This window comes from Micromonospora craterilacus, assembly GCF_003236315.1.
Taxonomy (GTDB): domain Bacteria; phylum Actinomycetota; class Actinomycetes; order Mycobacteriales; family Micromonosporaceae; genus Micromonospora; species Micromonospora craterilacus.
In genome coordinates, this window is record NZ_POTY01000137.1 from 1 (window position 1) to 18,728 (window position 18,728).

Annotated in this window: 23 protein-coding genes; 15 read left to right on the forward strand and 8 right to left on the reverse strand. The window is 71.2% G+C overall.

Annotated elements, in window-relative coordinates:
• The first annotated feature begins 290 nt into the window (after positions 1 to 290).
• Positions 291 to 533 (forward strand): hypothetical protein, encoded by a 243-nt coding sequence (locus C1I95_RS20650; protein ID WP_438941327.1) that lies wholly within the window; start codon positions 291 to 293, stop codon positions 531 to 533.
• A gap of 55 nt (positions 534 to 588) precedes the next feature.
• Positions 589 to 786: a hypothetical protein gene (locus tag C1I95_RS20655; RefSeq protein WP_111215639.1), complete on the forward strand. Its 198-nt coding sequence runs from the start codon at positions 589 to 591 to the stop codon at positions 784 to 786.
• Positions 787 to 803: 17 nt separating this feature from the next.
• Here the strand turns inward: C1I95_RS20655 and C1I95_RS20660 are convergent, their stop codons facing one another.
• Genes C1I95_RS20660 through C1I95_RS20670 form a run of 3 tightly spaced genes read right to left on the reverse strand, consistent with a single transcriptional unit; the run spans position 804 to position 2,040 of the window.
• Positions 804 to 1,334, reverse strand: coding sequence for a DUF1360 domain-containing protein (locus C1I95_RS20660; protein ID WP_111215589.1), 531 nt, complete (start codon positions 1,332 to 1,334; stop codon positions 804 to 806).
• Positions 1,335 to 1,393: 59 nt separating this feature from the next.
• Complete coding sequence (locus C1I95_RS20665) at positions 1,394 to 1,717, reverse strand: hypothetical protein (RefSeq protein ID WP_111215592.1); 324 nt, start codon at positions 1,715 to 1,717, stop codon at positions 1,394 to 1,396.
• Positions 1,717 to 2,040, reverse strand: a complete 324-nt coding sequence (locus C1I95_RS20670; RefSeq protein ID WP_111215594.1) for a DUF6158 family protein — start codon at positions 2,038 to 2,040, stop codon at positions 1,717 to 1,719. Before C1I95_RS20670 ends, C1I95_RS20665 begins: the two co-directional genes overlap by 1 nt.
• Positions 2,041 to 2,164: 124 nt before the next feature.
• Between C1I95_RS20670 and C1I95_RS20675 the strand changes: the two genes are divergently transcribed.
• Both C1I95_RS20675 and C1I95_RS20680 read left to right on the forward strand, forming a co-directional pair.
• On the forward strand, positions 2,165 to 2,626 hold the full coding sequence (locus C1I95_RS20675) for a hypothetical protein (RefSeq protein WP_111215596.1): 462 nt from the start codon (positions 2,165 to 2,167) through the stop codon (positions 2,624 to 2,626).
• A gap of 26 nt (positions 2,627 to 2,652) precedes the next feature.
• A complete protein-coding gene (locus C1I95_RS20680; protein ID WP_111215598.1) occupies positions 2,653 to 2,988 on the forward strand; it encodes a DUF3817 domain-containing protein in 336 nt (111 codons plus the stop codon).
• Between the two features lie 13 nt (positions 2,989 to 3,001).
• On the opposite strand, the gene C1I95_RS20685 is transcribed toward C1I95_RS20680, so the two are convergent.
• Positions 3,002 to 3,532 (reverse strand): DUF6232 family protein, encoded by a 531-nt coding sequence (locus C1I95_RS20685; protein WP_111215600.1) that lies wholly within the window; start codon positions 3,530 to 3,532, stop codon positions 3,002 to 3,004.
• Positions 3,533 to 3,990: 458 nt separating this feature from the next.
• On the opposite strand from C1I95_RS20685, the gene C1I95_RS20690 reads away from it, so the two are divergent.
• Entirely contained in the window at positions 3,991 to 4,962 is a 972-nt protein-coding gene (locus C1I95_RS20690; RefSeq protein ID WP_111215603.1) for a C40 family peptidase, read from the forward strand.
• Positions 4,963 to 5,058: 96 nt separating this feature from the next.
• Here C1I95_RS20690 and C1I95_RS20695 read toward each other — a convergent pair whose 3' ends face one another.
• The 3 genes from C1I95_RS20695 to C1I95_RS20710 all read right to left on the reverse strand — a co-directional run bounded on the left by C1I95_RS20695 (position 5,059) and on the right by C1I95_RS20710 (position 8,334).
• Positions 5,059 to 6,048, reverse strand: a complete 990-nt coding sequence (locus C1I95_RS20695) for a sigma-70 family RNA polymerase sigma factor (RefSeq protein WP_199523831.1) — start codon at positions 6,046 to 6,048, stop codon at positions 5,059 to 5,061.
• A gap of 421 nt (positions 6,049 to 6,469) precedes the next feature.
• Positions 6,470 to 7,423, reverse strand: coding sequence for an N-acetylmuramic acid 6-phosphate etherase (locus tag C1I95_RS20705; protein ID WP_111215609.1), 954 nt, complete (start codon positions 7,421 to 7,423; stop codon positions 6,470 to 6,472).
• Positions 7,420 to 8,334 carry a MurR/RpiR family transcriptional regulator gene (locus C1I95_RS20710; RefSeq protein WP_111215611.1) on the reverse strand — a complete coding sequence of 305 codons (915 nt, stop codon included), beginning with the start codon at positions 8,332 to 8,334 and terminating at the stop codon, positions 7,420 to 7,422. Before C1I95_RS20710 ends, C1I95_RS20705 begins: the two co-directional genes overlap by 4 nt.
• A 193-nt stretch (positions 8,335 to 8,527) precedes the next feature.
• Here C1I95_RS20710 and C1I95_RS20715 point away from each other — a divergent pair, with 193 nt between their 5' ends.
• On the forward strand, positions 8,528 to 9,223 hold the full coding sequence (locus C1I95_RS20715; protein WP_111215613.1) for an SDR family NAD(P)-dependent oxidoreductase: 696 nt from the start codon (positions 8,528 to 8,530) through the stop codon (positions 9,221 to 9,223).
• 16 nt (positions 9,224 to 9,239) lie between these two features.
• Here C1I95_RS20715 and C1I95_RS20720 read toward each other — a convergent pair whose 3' ends face one another.
• The gene (locus C1I95_RS20720) at positions 9,240 to 9,965 is read right to left on the reverse strand and encodes a dTMP kinase (RefSeq protein WP_111215615.1); all 726 of its coding nucleotides are present in this window, start codon (positions 9,963 to 9,965) and stop codon (positions 9,240 to 9,242) included.
• Between C1I95_RS20720 and C1I95_RS20725 the strand changes: the two genes are divergently transcribed.
• From C1I95_RS20725 to C1I95_RS20760, 9 genes are all read left to right on the forward strand, one after another.
• Positions 9,916 to 10,713, forward strand: coding sequence for a nucleotidyltransferase family protein (locus tag C1I95_RS20725; RefSeq protein WP_267900706.1), 798 nt, complete (start codon positions 9,916 to 9,918; stop codon positions 10,711 to 10,713). The genes C1I95_RS20720 and C1I95_RS20725 overlap by 50 nt on opposite strands.
• Positions 10,710 to 10,985: a BON domain-containing protein gene (locus tag C1I95_RS20730; protein WP_111215620.1), complete on the forward strand. Its 276-nt coding sequence runs from the start codon at positions 10,710 to 10,712 to the stop codon at positions 10,983 to 10,985. Before C1I95_RS20725 ends, C1I95_RS20730 begins: the two co-directional genes overlap by 4 nt.
• Before the next feature lie 10 nt (positions 10,986 to 10,995).
• Positions 10,996 to 11,772 (forward strand): metallophosphoesterase family protein, encoded by a 777-nt coding sequence (locus tag C1I95_RS20735; protein ID WP_111215622.1) that lies wholly within the window; start codon positions 10,996 to 10,998, stop codon positions 11,770 to 11,772.
• A complete protein-coding gene (locus C1I95_RS35845; protein WP_199523832.1) occupies positions 11,763 to 11,906 on the forward strand; it encodes a GPGG-motif small membrane protein in 144 nt (47 codons plus the stop codon). The genes C1I95_RS20735 and C1I95_RS35845 overlap by 10 nt, the downstream gene beginning before the upstream one ends.
• A 413-nt stretch (positions 11,907 to 12,319) precedes the next feature.
• Positions 12,320 to 13,669, forward strand: coding sequence for an ABC transporter substrate-binding protein (locus tag C1I95_RS20740; protein ID WP_111215625.1), 1,350 nt, complete (start codon positions 12,320 to 12,322; stop codon positions 13,667 to 13,669).
• A gap of 70 nt (positions 13,670 to 13,739) precedes the next feature.
• The gene (locus C1I95_RS20745; protein WP_111215627.1) at positions 13,740 to 14,792 is read left to right on the forward strand and encodes a carbohydrate ABC transporter permease; all 1,053 of its coding nucleotides are present in this window, start codon (positions 13,740 to 13,742) and stop codon (positions 14,790 to 14,792) included.
• A gap of 1 nt (position 14,793) precedes the next feature.
• Positions 14,794 to 15,759: a carbohydrate ABC transporter permease gene (locus C1I95_RS20750; RefSeq protein WP_111215629.1), complete on the forward strand. Its 966-nt coding sequence runs from the start codon at positions 14,794 to 14,796 to the stop codon at positions 15,757 to 15,759.
• A gap of 63 nt (positions 15,760 to 15,822) precedes the next feature.
• Entirely contained in the window at positions 15,823 to 16,857 is a 1,035-nt protein-coding gene (locus C1I95_RS20755) for a LacI family DNA-binding transcriptional regulator (protein WP_111215632.1), read from the forward strand.
• Between the two features lie 56 nt (positions 16,858 to 16,913).
• Positions 16,914 to 18,572 carry a glycoside hydrolase family 13 protein gene (locus C1I95_RS20760; RefSeq protein WP_111215634.1) on the forward strand — a complete coding sequence of 553 codons (1,659 nt, stop codon included), beginning with the start codon at positions 16,914 to 16,916 and terminating at the stop codon, positions 18,570 to 18,572.
• The last annotated feature ends 156 nt before the right edge of the window (positions 18,573 to 18,728 follow it).

An 18,728-nucleotide genomic window follows, 5' to 3' on the forward strand; every position in this document is an offset into this window, starting at 1 on the left:
AGCCTGACCTCACCCCAACCCACCCCGTCGATCAAGGAGTTGACGAACGCGGCGGAGATCGAGAACGCCGCCAGCTTCATGATCGACGGGGTCGGGGGGCGGGTCGGCGCGGTGTTTGACCGATTCGGTCGCGGGTAGCTGAGGGCGTGACCGACGACGTACCCGTGACCGGGGCACCCACGGCACCCACCGAGCCCACTGGACCCACCACCGAGGCGCGGTTGCCCGACGCCATCCTGGCCGACGTGCCCGTGGTCGACACCGCCGCGATCGACCAGCCGACCACCGAGCTGCCCGGCACGGCCGCCGCCGTGCCGGACGAGGTGGTGACCGAGGAGGTGGACACCCGGCCGCTCGACGAGCTGCTCGACGACCTCTACCACGGTCAGGAGCGGATCAGCCAGGTGGACATCTACCGCCGCGCGGTCGCCGCCGAGCTGCCGGCCCAGTTGCTCTCCCGGCTCAACGCGCTGCCGCAGGGCGAGTACGCGGTTGACGAGGTGACCGACCTGCTGGGCGGTTCGGTGGGCTGACCCGCCGAACCGTGTGGCCGGCCCGGCCAGCACCGGCGACCAGGAGAGGACCGCGATGTCGCAGCCCGAGGAACACCAGCACGAGCGGATGCCCGCGCTCGCCGAGCCGCCGGAGGGCATGGACACCCTGCCCGAACCGGACTTCGCCGACGAGCACGACCGCACCGCGGTGGACCGGGACATCATCACCGGTGCGGACGAGGACGAGCGCGAGCCGGAGTCGCCGCAGGGCTGGTCCGGCATGCAGCGCTGACGGTTCGTTCGTGCCGGTCAGTCCCGGTGGTGGCCCTCCGCGCCCTGCTGGGCCATCGCGTACCCCATTTGAAGGAAGTCCGACGCGGCCACCGCGGTCAACGCGGTAGCGACCAGGCGGGTGAGCCGCGGGGCGAGCACCAGAGCGCCGGTGAACCCGGTGGCCACCCAGACCGCCAGGCAGAACGGGCAGCTGAGCAACTCGCCGATGGCGTGCCGGGTGGGGCTGCCCGAGTCGCGTACCTGCTCCATCACCTCGCCGCTGCCGATCGGCCGGTCGTAGCGGGTGAAGGGAGCGCGCAGCGGGCTGGTCACGGCGTCCTTGGACAGCAGCCGGCTGAGCTTGTGGGTGGCGATGGCGAGCAGCACCACGTCGGACGTGGCGGGTCGCTCCGGCACGGTGCGCCCGGTCATCCTGACCAGACCCGCGATCGCGCCGGCCACACCGGCGTAGGTGCCCATCGCGGCCAGGTAGCCGCCGAGCGGCCGATGCTCGTGTGGGGCGTACGCCTGGCGCAGCCGCGCCACCTTGTGCTTCAACTCGCTCACCCGGCCTCCTTCGGTCACGCCACGATCCGTCGCCCCGGCCCGGGGCGGACTCCGCCGGGTCAGCCGGCCTGCAGGTTGTCGGCCACCTCGCGGGCCAGGTTGACCAGGGCCTCGTCGGCCAGCCGGTCGGTCTCCTGACCGCCACCGGCCAGGTCCAGCCGGATCCGGGCGCCGCCGGCGTCGACCGGCTCCACCCGCAGTTCGGCCGACCAGTCGGTGCGCTGCGCGGCCCAGCGGGCCCGCATCTGCTCGGCGTCCTCGGCCCGGGTCGACTCCCCGGACAGCAGCGGCTCGGGCAGCCACGCGGAGACCCGGCGGGGGTCGGTCGCCGTGTTGAAGACGACCTCGGGCGGTGCGGACACGCCCCGTTCCGCGTACGCCATCACAGGTCCCGCAGTCGACTCGGGTCGACCTCCCGGCCGGGGTGCCGGGCGAGGTACTCGGTCTCCAGTTCGGCGGTCCGCCGCAGGTGGTTGGCCAGCGCCGAGTCGGTCGCGTGCCGCAGCGTGTCCAGCCGGGTGCGGTGCAGGCTCTGCATCTCCCGGATGAGGTCCCCGTCGGGCAACTCGGCCGGGTCGATGCCGGGCAGGTCGGCGTCGAACGCCGGGGCCGCCACCCGGTCGTCACCCCACTCGGGAATCCGCTGCTCGGGGCTCACCTCCGTGCCACCGGCGGGAAATCCGTCCTGTCGTCCCGATGCCGTCATCTCGCGCCCCCTCGTCCGTCGTGGGCTGGCGTCTGTACGGATGCCCACGCCAGATGCGGCCAAACCACCGCCGCCACTACGACACCGCGTCGGAGAGCGCCACGTGTCCCGGTACCCTCGTGGCATGAAGCGGCTCTGGACCCCGGCGTGGATCGCCCGCCACGTGGCCATGGTCGTGCTGGTGACGTCCTTCCTCGGGCTGGGCTGGTGGCAGGTCAGCCGGGCCGCCGCGGGCAACGCCATCAGCTGGGGCTACGCCGTGGAGTGGCCGATCTTCGCGGGGTTCGTGGTCTTCGTCTGGTGGCGCGAGGTCCGCCACACGCTGCGTGGCACGCCGCCGGCGACCACCGGCGAGGCCGAGTCGGCACCCGTCCCGGCGCTGGCATCGGCGCCGACCGGCGGGCCGGACGGCTCGGCCGACGCCGCCGGGGCGGACGGGCCACGGCCCGGCTTCCGCCGCCCGGTACGGGTCGCCCGGGTCGCGGTCGGCGACGGCGCGGACGACGCCGACCTGGTCGCCTACAACCGCTACCTGTCATGGTTGAACGCCAACCCGGGCGCGAAGCCCGGCGACTACCCCGGCTGAGCCGGGCCCGGAAGGACGGACGAGAAGTGCGCGCTGCCCTCACCCGCTACCGCGTGATCGCCTGGGTCGTCGGCGTGGTGCTGATCCTGCTGGTCGTGATCGGCATGCCGCTCAAGTACGGCTTCGACAACCCGATCGTGGTGGAGACCGTGGGCCAGGCGCACGGCTTCCTCTACATGGTCTACCTGGTCGCCGCGTTCGATCTGTCCCGGCGGGCCAACTGGCCGCTCAAGCGCATGATCCTGGTGATGCTGGCCGGCACCGTGCCGTTCGTCTCCTTCTGGGCCGAGCGTCGGGTGAGTTCCCTGGTCACCGCCGAGCAGCGGGAGCGGGAGCAGGCTCCGGAGCCGGTCGCCGGCTAGCGGTTCCAGCCGCTCATCGTCGCGGTCGCCACGGGTCCGCGGTGGCCAGCGGGTCCTCCCAGCCGCCGTAGCTGTTCATCTCCCGGGCCCGGCGCAACGCCCGGGTCACCTGGCCGAACTGGTGTTCGTCGTCGCTGCTGAACAGCAACTCGTCCACGCCGCCGCGACGGCCCCACAGTTCGTACGCCGGCGGACGCCACCGGTCACCCGCCGCCGCGAGCAGCACCGGCACCAGGAACACGGCGCCGAGCAGGAGGTACGCCCCGGCGGTGAGCCGTTGCAGGCCCCCGGTGAAGCCGAGCAGCAGGCCGATGCTCACGATCACCACGGCGGAGACCAGGACGGCCCGCGTGGCCACCCGGTCGTGCGGCCCCCGGGTGGTGTGCAGGTGGGTCAGCTCGGCGACCCGCCAGCTGGTCCGGCCGACGGTGAACCGGTCGACCGTGACGACGATCCCGGGTCGGGCGTAGAGCAGCGTCGACTCGTTGCCGGTGGCGCCGCGCGGTGACCGCGGCGGTCGCGTCGTCGCGCCATCAGTTTCCACGGTCCCTCCTCCCACGGCTGGTGTTGCCGGGTCGGCCTGCCGGCCTCTCACATCGATGCCGGTGGACGGGATTCCCGGCTGTGCGCTTCATTGTGTGCCGCGCCCGCCAGCCCGACCGGCCGTTTCGGGTGGTCATCCGCCCGTCCCCGGCACCGGTCACGCCGGAAAGAGACTCCCAAGTCGGTCTTGTCGGTTATAGCGCTCAGTCAACCGGCGGCATGTGCCGGGAGCGACTAGTCCGGCATGTGACCAGATTGCCGGGCAATCCCCACAAGGGGGAATCCGACCGACCCCAGCACCATCATTGGTCCCGGCTTTCTCTGCGGGTCACTCCTGTCCCGTACTAGGTTGGGCGGGTCGGCCACGGTCGGCCGCCGTCCACCGGGACGGCGCCGGGCCGATGCCGTCGCGGAGCGTCAGCAGCCCGCGCCGGCCCTGGGAGAGGAGCATTCAAGCTCTTGTCGTCCCTGACGCACACGCTGCGCGCCCTGACGGTCGCCGCCTTCTCGCTGGCGCTGGTCGCGCCGGCCACGGTGGCCCGGGCCGAACCTTCCCCGGCCGAACTGACCCGGCGGATCGAGAAGTCCTCCGCCGAGCTGGAACACGTGGTGGAGGCCCACAACGAGCTACGCGAGAAGATCAAGAAAAACCAGGCCGCCGTGGGGCGGCTGCGGGACCGGATCGGCCCACTGGAGCAGCAGGCCGAGCAGAGCCGGGCGGACGTCGGCCAGTTGGCCGCGACCGCCTACAAGACCGGCAACCTCGACGCGGTCGACGCGCTGTTGCACGGCGGCGACTCGGCGTCGGTGCTCGACCGGCTCGGCACGCTGGACCATCTGACCCGGCAACGCCAGGCGACCATCGCCAGCTACACCGCCGATCAACAGCGCCTGATCGACGAGAAGACCCGGCTGGACGTCACGCTCAGCCGGCAGGCGGCCCAGTCCCGGGAGCTGACTGCGGCGAAGAAGGGAATCGAGCGAGACCTGGCCAAGCTGTACGAGCTGCGCCGGCAGGCGTACGGCCGGGCCGCCGAGCGTCCCGCCAGCCGGTCGAACAGCGCCGACGACGCACCCTCGGTGTCCGGCAAGGCCGGTGTCGCCGTGCGGTACGCATACGGCGCGCTGGGCAAGCCGTACGCCTGGGGCGAGGACGGGCCGAACGGCTACGACTGCTCCGGGCTGACCTCGGCGGCCTGGCGGGCGGCGGGCAAGTCACTGCCGCACAACACCCGGATGCAGTGGGGCGTGGTGGCCCACATCAGCCGCAGCGAGCTGCGCCCCGGCGACCTCGTCTTCTACCGCAGCCTCGGGCACATGGCCATCTATGTCGGCGGCGGGCAGGTCATCCACGCACCGACCTTCGGCCGCAATGTGGAGAAGCGGAGCGTGGACCTGATGCCTCCGTACGGCTACGGCCGGGTCCGCTGACCCGGTCCACGTCCGGGCTGCACGCCCGAGCCGATGGCGACGAGGAACGGCCGGCGTCCTGTCGGACGCCGGCCGTTCCTCGTCATCACTACCAGCTCAGGCCGCTTGGAGGCCCTCCGCACGGGCCAGCTCACGGAGCCGGCCGAGCGCCTGGATCTCCAGCTGCCGGATCCGCTCGCGGGACAGCGAGAACCGCGAAGCCACCTCGGTCAGCGAGTGCTCCCGACCGTCCTCGAGCCCGTAGCGGGCCCGCATGATGCCGGCGGACCGGTCGTCCAGGTGGTTGAGCAGCCCCTCGATCCGCTGCCGCTCCAGCCCGGTCAGGACGATCTCCTCCGGCGACGGGGCGTCGCTGTCGGCGACCAGGTCGCCGAGGTTGGTGTCGCCGTCGTCGCCGACCGGCGTGTCCAACGACACGGTGTCCTGCGACCAGCGGACCAGCTCGTTGACTCGCTCGACGGTCACGCCGAGGGCCGCTGCGATCTGCTCCGGCTCCGGGTCGCTGCCCAGCTCGCGGGTGAGCTGGCGGGCCACGTTGCGCATCCGGTTGACGTCCTCCACCAGGTGCACCGGCAGCCGCACGGTGCGCTCCTGCTGGGCGATGGCCCGGCTGATCGCCTGGCGGATCCACCAGGTCGCGTAGGTGGAGAACTTGTAACCGCGCTCGTAGTCGAACTTCTCGACCGCCCGGACCAGACCGGTGTTGCCCTCCTGGATCAGATCCAGCATGGGCATCCCCGAGCGGACGTAACGCCGGGCGATCGACACCACCAGCCGCAGGTTGGCCCGGATGAACAGGTCCTTGGCCCGCTCACCCTCGGCGACCACCCGGGTCAGCTCCTCCTCGGTGGCGCCGTCCGGCACCCGGTCCTCGCCGAGCAGGTGCTCGGCGTAGAGGCCCGCCTCGATGGCCTTGGAGAGATCGACCTCCTTGGCGGCGTCCAGCAGTGGCGTCCGGGAGATCTCGTGCAGGTAGACTCCGACCAGGTCGCGCTCCTCGGCAACCTCGTCGGTTCGCATCCCGATGTTCTTGTCCACGTTGCCCACGGTCCCCTCGCTCGCGCCGGTTGCCCGGTTCCTTGCCATCCCCACGCCTATCAGCCCTCCCCCGTAACCTCCGCTGTGCCCATCGGTGCGGACATCTACACAACAGATGAGACGTGTCGGGGATTCCATGTCGTGGGTCGAAAGTGTCACGAATGCCTGATAATCAGCTGAGAGCACGGTCCATGTTTGCTGTCAGCACCCTGCCTGGCTGGTCGCCCGCAGGCACCTCGTGAGGTCGACGGATCGACGGATCGCCGTCCGTCCCGGTCCATGGCAACACTGCCCGGCCGACAGGCACAGCGACCCGGGTCACCACCGTGCTGCGATCCTGGTCACTGCCAGATACGCGTACGCGGACCAGTTGGTTCATCCGCCGGTGGTAATACCCCACGCCCAGATGAACAATCCGTACCCCGGTCCTATGCCCGCCCCGGCGCACGGGCTGCGGGCGCTGTCGGGATCAGGACGCGAGCAGGGCCAGGGCGCCGCGTACCTGGTCGGCGGAACGGGCCAGGGCCGCCCGCGCGGCCGCCGTCGCCACCCCGGAGACGAGGCTGACCAGAGCGGTCTTCAGGTCACCGTCGGCCTCGGCCAGGGCACGACGGGCGATCTCCTCGGAACAACCGGTCGCCTCGACCAGGATCGAGATCATTCGTCCCCGGAGCTTCGCGTTGGTGGCCACCATATCGATCATGAGGTTCGAGTAGACCCGCCCCAGGCGCACCATGACCGCCGTGGAGAAGCTGTTCAGCACGAGTTTCTGGGCCGTACCCGCCTTCATCCGGGTCGACCCGGCCACCACCTCCGGCCCGGTGTCCACCCCGATGAAGACCTCGACGGCCCGAGCGGCCGGCGCCTCCGGGTTCGCGCAGAGCAGCACCGTCGAGGCGCCCTTCGCTCGGGACGCGGCGAGCGCCCCGAGGACGTACGGGGTACGCCCGCTCGCGGTGAGTCCCATCACCAGGTCGCCCGCGTCCACGCAGTCGGCCGCCTCGGCCGCGCCCCGGGATTCGTCGTCCTCGGCGTCCTCCACGGCTCGCCACATCGCATCCGGACCACCGGCAAGATGGGCGCAGAACCAGTGCCGCGGCGAGTTGAACGTGGGTGCCAGTTCGGCGGCGTCGAGCACGCCCAGCCGCCCCGAGGTGCCGGCGCCGAAGTAGTGCACCCGACGCCCGCCGCGCAGCGCCGTGACCGCCAGGTCGACCGACTCCACGATCTCGTCGAGGACCGCGGCCACCGCGGCCGGCACCCGGCGGTCCGCCTCGTTGATCACGGACAGCACGTCGCGGGTGGACATCAGATCCAGGTCGGCGCTGTGCGGGTTGCGCCGCTCGGTCGGCGCGCCGACCCGGATCGTCGGCCGGGCCACCGGTGCGGCCGCCTCGTCCGGCTCCACGGCACCGGCGGTCATGCCCGCCTCCGGCCGGAGCCGATCCGATGGGACCGGACCGCCTCGGCGGTCGCCTCCAGTGCCTTGCGCGCCCGGGGGCGGTTGCGGGCGGCCACCCCGACGAACAGGCAGTCGACCACGGTGAGCTGGGCGAGCCGGCTGGCCGTCGCCCCGGAACGGTAGGTGGTCTCCCGGGCCGCCGTGGTGAGCACGTGGTCGGCGACGTCGGTGACCGGCGAGCGCGGGAAGTTGGTCAGCACCACCGTGGTCGCCCCCCGGCTCCGCGCCTGCTCCAGCACCTCGACGACATCGGAGGTGGTGCCGGTGTGCGAGATGCCGATGGCGACGTCGCCTCGACCCAGCAGGGCCGCCGAGGTCAGCGCGGTGTGCACGTCGGGGAAGTAGAACGCGGTACGGCCGATCCGGTGCAGTTTCTGCTGGAAGTCCGAGGCCACGAAGCCGCTCGCGCCCGCACCGTAGATGTCGATCCGGCCGGCACCGACGATCGCGTCCACCACCCGTTCACACACCGCCGGGTCGAGCTGCTCGGCCGTCTCCTCCACCGCCCGCGCGTCGTTGAAGGCGATGGTCGCGATGATCTGGGCCAGGTCGGCGCCGGGCGGGATGTCCCCGCCGACCACCCGGGCGTCCGGCGGCTCGACCCGTCGGGCCGCCTCGGCGGCGAGCCGGATCCGCAGCTGTGGGTAGCCGTCCATGCCGACCGACCGGCAGAACCGGATCACGGTCGCCTCGGACGTCTCGGCGGCCGTGGCGAGGTCGGTGATGGTCCGGCGGGCCGCGTCGGCGGGGTCGGCGACGACCAGCCGGGCGACCCGCTGCTCGGCCGGCGACAGCGACGGAAGCAGGCCGCTGATGTGGACGATCAGGCCACCCGGCTCGTGACTCACGGAAATCTTCGGACTCTTCGCCACGGATGAAACTTACTTTCATGAGCCCGGGAGCGTCAACCATGCCAAGCGCTCCGACGAACGTACCGGCGACTACCGGTCACGGTGCGTACAGCCTGCCACCCGGGTTACCCCGCCGCCTCCTCCGCCGGGCCGGGTCCGCCCGTCGGGTCGGGCCGGGTAGGGACCGACCGTACGGCGGCACTAGCGTGAGGTCATGGCGGATCGCAGTGTGCTGGTCACCGGGAGCACGGGCGGGCTCGGCGCGGCGGTCACCGACGCGTTCGTCGCGGCCGGATGGCGGGTGGTCGCGCCGCAACGCCGATCGCCGACCCCGTCCCCCGGACCGGGTGCCGACCCACCGGTCCGGCTGGTCGCGGACCTGACCGACGCGCAGGACGCGGCCCGGGTGGCCGAGGTGGCCGCCGGTGACCCCGACGCGCCGCTGCGGGCCGTGGTCAACCTCGTCGGCGGGTACGCCAGCACCGGGCTGGTGCACGAGACCCCGGTCGAGGAATTCGACCGGATGCTCACCCTCAACCTCCGCCCCACCCACCTGATCACCCGGGCGGCGCTGCCGCACCTGGTCGCCGCCGGCGGCGGGGCGGTGGTCTGCGTCGCGGCCCGCGCGGCGGTCGCGCCGTTCCCGGGCGTCGCCGGCTACGTGACCGCGAAGGCCGCGGTGCTCGGCTTCGCCGCCGCCGTTGCGGTGGAGTACCGATCGGCCGGGGTGCGCTGCAACACGGTGCTGCCGAGCGTCATCGACACGCCGACGAACCGGGCCGCCATGCCCGATGCCGACCACTCGCGCTGGGTCGACCCGGCCGAGATCGCGTCGGTGATCCGCTTCCTGGCCTCCGACGAGTCGGCGCCGACCAGCGGCGCCGCCGTGCCGGTCTACGGCCGGGCCTGAACCGCGGCGACGACCGCTACGGCCAGGCCTGAGCCGGGACCAGACCGGACGCCCCGCCCGGCATTCGCGCCTTGCTGCGCACCGGGCCACGACCGGCCGGCCCGTCCCCGGCGGCCAGCCAGCCGGCCAGGTGGCCCTGGATCTCCCGGGCCACGTCCTCGGCCCGCCGGCTCGCGTCGATCACCACGAACGTCGGGTACTCCGGCAGCGTCCGGTAGGCGAGATCGGCGGCGGTCAGGTAGCCCAGGCTCTCGTGGTCGGTGCCGCGCCGCTCGATCCGCCGGTACGCCTCCGCCGGGTCCACGGCCAGCAGGAACGTCACCTGCGGTCGCGGAAAGAGCTGGTAGCCGGCCCGGACGAGGCGTTCCCAACGCCGCCCGCCCTGCGCGCGGAGGCTGGCGTACTGGCAGGCGGCGTACCGGTCCATCACGGCCACCCGGCCGGTGAGCAGGCCGCCGAGCAGCGCCATCGCGATGGCCAGCCAGCGCAGCACGGACTCCAGCACGAGCATCCCGTCCAGCCCGACCAGCCCCTGGGCGTCCGGCCGGCCCAGCCGGTGCGCGGCCCGGCCGAGCCAGCGCCGCCCACCGGCATTGCGGTGATAGGTGGCGGGATATCCGGCTGCGGTGAGTGTCTCGGCGAGCCGGTACGCCTGGGTGGTCTTGCCCGATCCGTCGATGCCGATCAGGGCTATGGTGCGGAGCCGGGCCGTGGCGCACCGGGCTCCCGTCGATTTGGCCACTCTGCACAGATTATCCGACCAGCGCACGACGCCTGCGTTTTTCGTACCCTTTGATCACCATTCACACCCTTCCGCGAGCCGTGCAGGTGTGGACGACCGGATTGCCGGGTACCGACCGGGGATCCCACCGGTGGCAGCCCGACGACTCGACGGGAGACGCGAGATGGCCGAGCGCGACGACGAGACTCTTCTACACACCCTCAAGAAGGTCGCCGCCGTGCTCAAGCAGTCCGAGATCCCGTTCGCCCTCGGTGGCAGCTTCGCGGTGTACGCGCACGGCGGGCACTCCAGCGAGCACGACGTCGACTTCCTGATCCGGGAGCCGGACGTGGATGCCGCCCTGGCGGCACTGGAGGCGGCCGGGTTCACCGCCGAACGGCCGCCGGAGGACTGGCTGGTCAAGGTCTACGACGGCGGCCGGATGGTGGACCTGATCCACCGGCCGATCGAGACGCCGGTGACCGAGGAGACGTTCACCGACACGGTGGTGCGACCGGTCGACGCCATCCACATGCCGGTGCTCTCGGCCACCCAGCTGATGGTGCACAAGCTGCTCAGCTTCTCGCAGCACTACTGCGACTTCGCGCGTGGGCTGCCGCTGGCCCGGTCGCTGCGGGAGCAGATCGACTGGGAACGGGTACGCAAGGACACGCAGCACTCGCCGTACGCCGAGTCGTTCCTGGTGCTGCTGGACCGGCTGGACGTCGTGCCGTACTGCGGCACGGCCGACGGAAGGGGGACACCGTGACCACCCACCGCGACTACGGCACCGGGCCACCCGACGAGTATGTCGAGGCGGAGATCCACCGGATGCTCACCGAGGATCCGGCCGTCGCCGAACAGGGCATCACCGTGGTCCGCCGGGAACGCGCTCTCGTGCTGTCCGGCGAGGTCGAGAGCGCGCACCGGCGCGAGGAGATCCTGCGCCGGGTGGCCGAGCGCTTCCCGGACGTGCCGATCACCACCGACATCGGGGTGATCCGCGCGCAGGCGCCCACGGAGATCGAGCAGCTGCCCTGAGGGAGGTCTGATGGCTATCCGGATCGCCGCAGTGGGCGATGTGCATATGGACGAGGACGTGGTCGGCCGGTTCCGGCCGGCTCTGGAGCAACTGCCCGGCAGCGCCGACGTACTGCTGCTCGCCGGCGACCTGACCCGGCACGGCACCGAGGACGAGGCGCGCTGTGTGGCGCGGGAGTTCGGCGGACTGGGCGTGCCGGTGATCGCCGTGCTGGGCAACCACGACCACCAGTGCGACCAGGTGCCGCAGGTGGTCGGGGCGCTGGAGGAGGCGGGCATCATCGTGCTGGAGGGCAACGGCGTGGTGCTGGACTGCGTGGGTGGCCGGCTCGGTGTCGCCGGGGTGAAGGGCTTCGGTGGCGGCTTCGCCGGCCGCTGCGCCAGCGACTTCGGCGAGCCGGAGATGAAGGCGTTCGTGCACACCACGACCGAGAGCGCCGACCGGCTGGGCGAGGCACTGCAGTCGCTGGAGTGCGACATGCTGGTGGCGTTGACGCACTACTCGCCGGTACCGGACACCCTCGCCGGGGAGCCGCTGGAGATCTACCCGTTCCTGGGCTGTTACCAGCTGGGGCAGGCGATCGACTCCGCGCCGACCGCGCTGGCCCTGCACGGGCACGCGCACCACGGCTCCGAGCGGGGCACCACACCCGCCGGAATCCGCGTACGCAACGTGGCCCACCCGGTGATCAAGCAGGCGTACAGCGTGTACCACCTGGGCGACCACCTTGATCAGGCCCAGGTTTCTGGAGTTGGCGCCGGGGGTATTCAGCAACCATGGAGCTGATTCTCTGGATTCTCGCAGTCGTACTGGTGGTCTCCGGCATCCTCGCGCTGTTCCGCCGGCAGATCCTCTGGGGCATCGTCCTCATCGTGGTCGGGCTACTGGTCGGCCCGGGTGGTGTCAGCATCTTCCATTGACAGGTGGCGGCGCAGGGCGTCGCCCGCACCGGACCCGCCGGGGTCGTCGTGACCGGAACTCCGTCCTCCCGACCGGAGCCACCGGCCACGGCGACCCCGGCGTTTGCCGTCGATGCCCCGGCCTGGTCCGGGGCCGCCCGAGCCGCCATCAGGCCACCGGCAGGCATCCAGAATCTCCGATGTCGAAATCCTTCTATGAGTCGCAGCCGGCCTGACGGAAAACTCCTTCGATCAATGCGCGACTGGGAGCGCGCCCATCCGCCGCTGGCCAGGTTTCCGGATTGTTACTTGTCCGTGTCCGTCCAGGGCTGGACCGCACCGGATGCAAGCGCTTACATGTGACAACGCCCATCAGACCGGCGCCAGGTCAACCGGATGCGACCCGGCCAGCGCCGGCTAGGAAGGAGGACGGCATGGCGGTCTTTGCCAGGCCACGCCAGGCCCTCGCGATCGCTGGCGTGCTCGGACTGGCGCTCGGCGTCACCGCGTGCGGCACCGGAAGCAGCAGCAACAGTGACAACAACAACGCCGATTCCGCGGAGTGCGCCCCGTACGAGAAGTACCAGGGCCACAGCGGCAAGAAGGTGGAAATCTACTCGTCCATCCGGGACCTCGAGGCCGACCGGCTGGCGGAGTCGTGGAAGCAGTTCGAGGACTGCACCGGCATCAAGGTGAACCACGACGGCAGCGCTGAGTTCGAGGCCCAGCTGCCGGTGCGGGTCGACGGCGGCAACGCTCCCGACCTGGCCTTCATCCCCCAGCCCGGCCTGCTGGCGCGGTTCGTCGAGCGGGGCCAGGCGAAGGCCGCCAGCGCCGACACCAAGGCGATGGCCGAGGAGAACTACTCGGCCGACTGGCTGAAGTACAGCACGGTGAACGGCACCTTCTACGGCGCGCCGCTCGGCTCGAACGTGAAGTCGTTCGTCTGGTACTCGCCGAAGATGTTCCAGGAGAAGGGCTGGACCGTCCCGACCACCTGGGACGACATGATCAAGCTCAGCGACACGATCGCGGACAGCGGCATCAAGCCGTGGTGCGCCGGCATCGAGTCTGGTGAGGCCACCGGCTGGCCGGCCACCGACTGGATCGAGGACGTCATGCTGCGGACGCAGACCCCCGAGGTCTACGACCAGTGGACGACCCACCAGATCCCGTTCAACGACCCGCGGGTCGCCGAGGCCGTGAACCGCGCCGGCACCATCCTGAAGAACGAGAAGTACGTCAACGGCGGCTTCGGCGGGGTGCGCAGCATCGCCACCACCGCCTTCGGTGACGCCGGCCTGCCGATCACCGCCGGCAAGTGCGCGCTGCACCGGCAGGCGTCGTTCTACGCCAACCAGTGGCCGCAGGGCACCAAGGTGGCCGAGGACGGTGACGTCTTCGCGTTCTACTTCCCGGCCATCGACCCGGCCAAGGGCAAGCCGGTGCTGGGCGGTGGCGAGTTCGTGACCGCCTTCACCGACCGCCCCGAGGTGCAGGCGGTGCAGACCTACCTCGCCTCGGGTGAGTACGCCAACAGCCGCGCGAAGATCGGCGACTGGGTGTCGGCGAACAAGAAGGTCGACCTGGCCAACGTCGCCAACCCGATCGACAAGCTGTCGGTGGAGATCCTCCAGGACGACAGCTCGGTCTTCCGGTTCGACGGTTCCGACCTGATGCCCGCCGCCGTCGGCGCCGGGACCTTCTGGAAGGGCATGGTCGACTGGATCAACGGCAAGGACACTGCCACCGTCCTCCAGGGCATCGAGAGCAGCTGGAAGTGATTCCAGCGGTGGGCCGGTCCGCGATTGCGGGCCGGCCCACCGGCTCTGCCGAGAACCCTTGGGAGGGTTGATGAGCTTCGACTTCGCCGACCAGGCGCCGAAATTCATGATGCTGCTGTGGGGGCTGGTCGGCTTCGCGGTGGTGGTCGGCGGCCTGCTCGTCCTGCTCGACGTGGTGCCGGCCCACTTCTCCCGGCGCCGCGAGGCGGCACTCGTCGCCGCGTCCGCCAGCGGCGCCCCGCTGCCCCGGCGGACCAAGCCCCGGGAGGGGCTGTTCGCGCTGTTCTTCCTGCTGCCGACGGTGCTCCTGCTGCTGATCGGCCTGGTCGTCCCGGCGGTCCGGACCACCCTGCTGTCGTTCATGGACGGCGGCAGCCAGAACTGGGTCGGGCTGGACAACTACCGCTGGATGTTCGCCGAGGACGCGATCCTGCGGGTGCTGCTCAACACCCTGCTCTGGGTGACCCTGGTCCCGCTGGTGGCGACCTCCATCGGCCTGCTGTACGCCGTCCTGGTCGACAAGGCCCGGCTGGAGGCGGTGGCGAAGTCACTGATCTTCATGCCGATGGCGATCTCGTTCGTCGGCGCCGCCATCATCTGGCGGTTCGTGTACGCCTACCGGGGCGAGGGCGAGGACCAGATCGGCCTGCTCAACCAGATCGTGGTCAGCCTCGGCGGCGAACCACGGCAGTGGCTGCTGGACTCACCGCTGAACACGCTGCTGCTAATTGTGATCATGGTGTGGATCCAGGCCGGCTTCGCCATGGTGGTGCTGTCCGCGGCGATCAAGGCCATTCCGGCCGACATCGTGGAGGCGGCTCGCCTCGACGGGGTCAGCCCCTGGCAGATGTTCTGGCAGATCACGCTGCCCAGCATCCGGTCCGCGCTGATCGTGGTGGTGGTCACCATCTCGATCGCCACGCTGAAGGTCTTCGACATCGTCCGTACCGCGACCAACGGCAACTACGACACCAGCGTGATCGCCAACGAGATGTACAACCAGGCGTTCCGGTACGGCGAGAACGGGCAGGGCTCCGCCCTGGCGGTCTTCCTCTTCGTCCTGGTCGTACCGATCGTGATCTTCCAGATCCGCAACCTGCGTCGGCAGCGACGGGAGGGCTGAGATGACCACCACCACTCCCCCGGTCGCCGCCGGCACCCAGGACACCAGCGGGCGGTCCACCCGGGTGTCCCGGGTACGCAAGCGGCTGAGCGGCCGCACCGCGACCCTGGTCACGATCGTCATCGCGGTCGTCTGGACCATCCCGACCTTCGGCCTGTTCGTCTCCTCGTTCCGGCCGGAGGCACAGCTCAAGACCACCGGCTGGTGGACGTTCTTCAGCGACCCCCAGTTCACCCTCCAGAACTACCAGGACGTGCTGTTCGGCCGGTCCTCGAACTCCGGACAGCTCGCCGGCTACTTCATCAACTCGCTGGTGATCACCCTGCCGTCGGTGCTCTTCCCGATCGCGTTCGCGGCGCTGGCCGCGTACGCCCTGGCGTGGATCAACTTCCGTGGCCGGGACTGGATCTACATCAGCATCTTCGCGCTACAGATCGTGCCGCTGCAGATGGCCCTGGTGCCGCTGCTGAGCTTCTTCTCGCGCGGAGTCAGCCTGGGCGGAGTCACCCTGATGCCCGCCTGGAACCTCGACGGCGCGCAGAACTTCGCCCAGGTGTGGTTCGCGCACACCTGCTTCGCCCTGCCGTTCGCGGTGTACCTGCTGCACAACTTCATCGCGCAACTACCGAAGGACCTGATGGAGGCGGCCCGGGTCGACGGGGCCACCCACCCCAAGATCTTCCGCACCATCATCCTGCCCCTGATCACACCCGCCCTGGCCGCGCTCGGCATCTTCCAGTTCCTCTGGGTCTGGAACGACCTGCTGGTCGCGCTGATCTTCGCCGGTGGCAGCGACGTCACCGCACCACTCACCGTCCGGTTGGCCGAAATGGCCGGCACCCGCGGCAACGAGTGGCAACGGTTGACCGCCGGAGCGTTCGTCTCGATCGTCGTACCGCTGATCGTGTTCCTGTCGTTGCAGCGCTACTTCGTTCGAGGGCTGCTCTCCGGCAGCGTCAAGGGCTGATCCGGCGTCGTGCCGCCGCCTGCCACCGGCGGCGGCACGACGCGGGACGTGAGCGGGGTTACCGTGACTAAGATCGACGACGTCGCCCGGCTGGCCGGAGTCTCCACGGCCACCGTCTCCCGGGCACTACGCGGACTACCGACGGTGTCGGCGGCCACCCGCCGACGGGTGCTGGCCGCCGCCGAGCAGTTGCAGTACGCCGTCTCGCCGAGCGCGTCCCGGCTGGCCGGCGGCCGGACCGGCACCGTGGCGGTGGTGGTCCCCCGGATCACCCGATGGTTCTTCGGCGTTGTCGTCGAGGCCGTCGAGGACTTCATCCACCACGCGGGCTACGACCTGCTGCTGCACAACCTCGGCGGGCGGGAGCAGAACCGGCAGCGGTTGCTGCGCGCCGCCAACCTGCACAAGCGGGTGGACGCGATCATGCTCGTCGCCACCCCGCTGCGGGCCGCGGACCTGACCACCCTGGCCGCGCTGGACCTGCCCGGGGTGACCATCAGCTCCGGCACGACCGTGCCCGGCTGGCCCTGCGTACGCATCGACGACGTGGCCGCCGCGAAGACCGCCACCCGGCATCTGCTGGGTCTCGGTCACCGACGGATCGCGCACATCTCCGGCGACCCCGACGACGAACTCGCCTTCACCGCGCATCTGGACCGCCGTCGCGGGTACCAGGAGGCGCTGCGCGACGCCGGGCTGCGCCCCGACCCGAGTCTCGACGTGGAGTCGCAGTTCGACATCGCCGGCGGCACCCGGGCCACCGAGGAGCTGCTGCGCCGGGGCGACCCGCCCACGGCCATCTTCGCGGCCTGCGACGAGATGGCGATGGGTGCGCTGACCGCGCTGCGCGACGCCGGCCTGCGGGTCCCGCAGGACGTCAGTGTGATCGGCATCGACGACCACGCGCTCTCCGGCGTGCTCGGGCTGAGCACCATCGCCCAGCCGGCGGAGGAGCAGGGCCGGCTGGCCGCGAAGATGCTGCTCGACCCGCTCGGCGGGCAGACCGGCGAGCCCGGCATGATCGCAGCGGGTTCACCCGTGATCCTGCCCACTCGGCTGGTCGTGCGTGAATCGACCGCACCCGCGCGGGCAAACTGAACGACGTTCGCCACCGTCGCCCGCCGGCCCGCACGGCTCGACCATGGGAGTACGCCCTGAACGACAACGCGACGCACCAGGCCCCGCCCGCCGACCCGGCCACCGGCTGGTGGACCGAGGCGGTGATCTACCAGATCTACCCGCGGTCGTTCGCCGACTCCGACGGAGACGGCATCGGCGACCTGCCGGGGATCACCGCCCGCCTCGACCACCTGGCGGAGCTGGGTGTCGACGCGATCTGGCTCTCCCCGTTCTATCCGTCGCCGCAAGCCGACGCCGGGTACGACGTCGCCGACTACCGGGACGTCGAGCCGCTGTTCGGCACGCTCGCCGACGCCGACCACCTCATCGCGCAGGCCCGCGCCCGCGGGCTGCGGGTGATCGTCGACCTGGTGCCCAACCACACCTCCTCCGCCCACCGGTGGTTCGACGCCGCCCTGGCCACCGGTCCGGGCAGCGCGGAACGGCAGCGCTACGTCTTCCGCGACGGCCGAGGGCCGGACGGCACCGAACCGCCCAACGACTGGCAGAGCGTCTTCGGCGGGCCGGCCTGGACCCGGGTCGCCGACGGGCAGTGGTACCTGCACCTGTTCGACCCGGGCCAGCCCGACCTGAACTGGGACAACCCCGAAGTCCGGACGGAGTTCCTGGACGTGCTGCGGTTCTGGCTGGATCGTGCGGTCGACGGATTCCGGGTCGACGTGGCGCACGGCCTGATCAAGCAGGCCGACCTGGCCGACTGGCAGGAACCGCAGGAGATCCTGTCCGGGCCGGAGACGGACAAGCCCCGCCCACCGATGTGGGACCAGGACGGCGTACACGAGATCTACCGGGACTGGCGGCGGCTGCTGGACGGCTACCCCGGTGAGCGGATCCTGGTGGCCGAGGCGTGGGTGGAGCCGGCCGAGCGGCTGGCCCGCTACGTGCGCCCGGACGAGATGCACCAGGCATTCAACTTCGAGTACCTGCTCGCCTCGTGGACCGCCCCGGCCCAGTACGCGGTGATCACCCGTTCGCTGGCGGCCACCGACGCGGTCGGCGCCCCCACCACCTGGGTGCTGTCCAACCACGACGTGGTGCGGCACGCCTCCCGGCTCGGCCTGCCGGTCGGCACCGCCCGACCCAACGGCATCGGGATCGGCGACGAGCAGCCGGACGCCGCAACCGGCCTGCGCCGGGCCCGGGCGGCCACCCTGCTGATGCTCGCCCTGCCCGGCTCGGCGTACCTCTTCCAGGGTGAGGAGCTGGGGCTGCCGGAGCACACCACCATGCCGGACGAGGCCCGCCAGGACCCGACCTGGGAGCGCAGCGGGCACACCCAGCGCGGCCGGGACGGCTGCCGGGTGCCGATCCCGTGGGAGGCCGACGCGCCCTCGTACGGCTTCGGGCCGACCGACGCGAGCTGGCTGCCGCAGCCGCCGGTCTGGGCCGAGTACGCGCTGGACCGCCAGCGCGGAGTGACCGGCTCGACGTACGAGATGTACCGGGCGGCGCTGCGGCTACGCCGTACGCACGGGCTGGGCCGGGGCACGCTGGAGTGGCTCTCGTCCGGCGACGAGGTGCTGGCCTTCCGCAACGGCGGGTTGGTCGTGCTGACCAACTTCGGCGCCGCCGCGGTCCCGCCGCCCGGCGGCGAGCTGGTGCACAGCAGCGGCCCGCTGAACGCGGACGGTTCGGTCCCCACCGACGTGACGGTCTGGGTCCGCCCGGCCTGAGGTGTGCGGGGGCCGTTGCTCACAGGCGCTCGGCGCGGGTGTGCAGCAGGTCCCGCACGTCGGCGATGTCCTTGGGTGAGGTGCGGGCGGCCAGCCAGTACATGACGCCGGTGGGGATGAAGAAGAGCTGGAAGGCGGCCAGCCCGACCGCGTAGT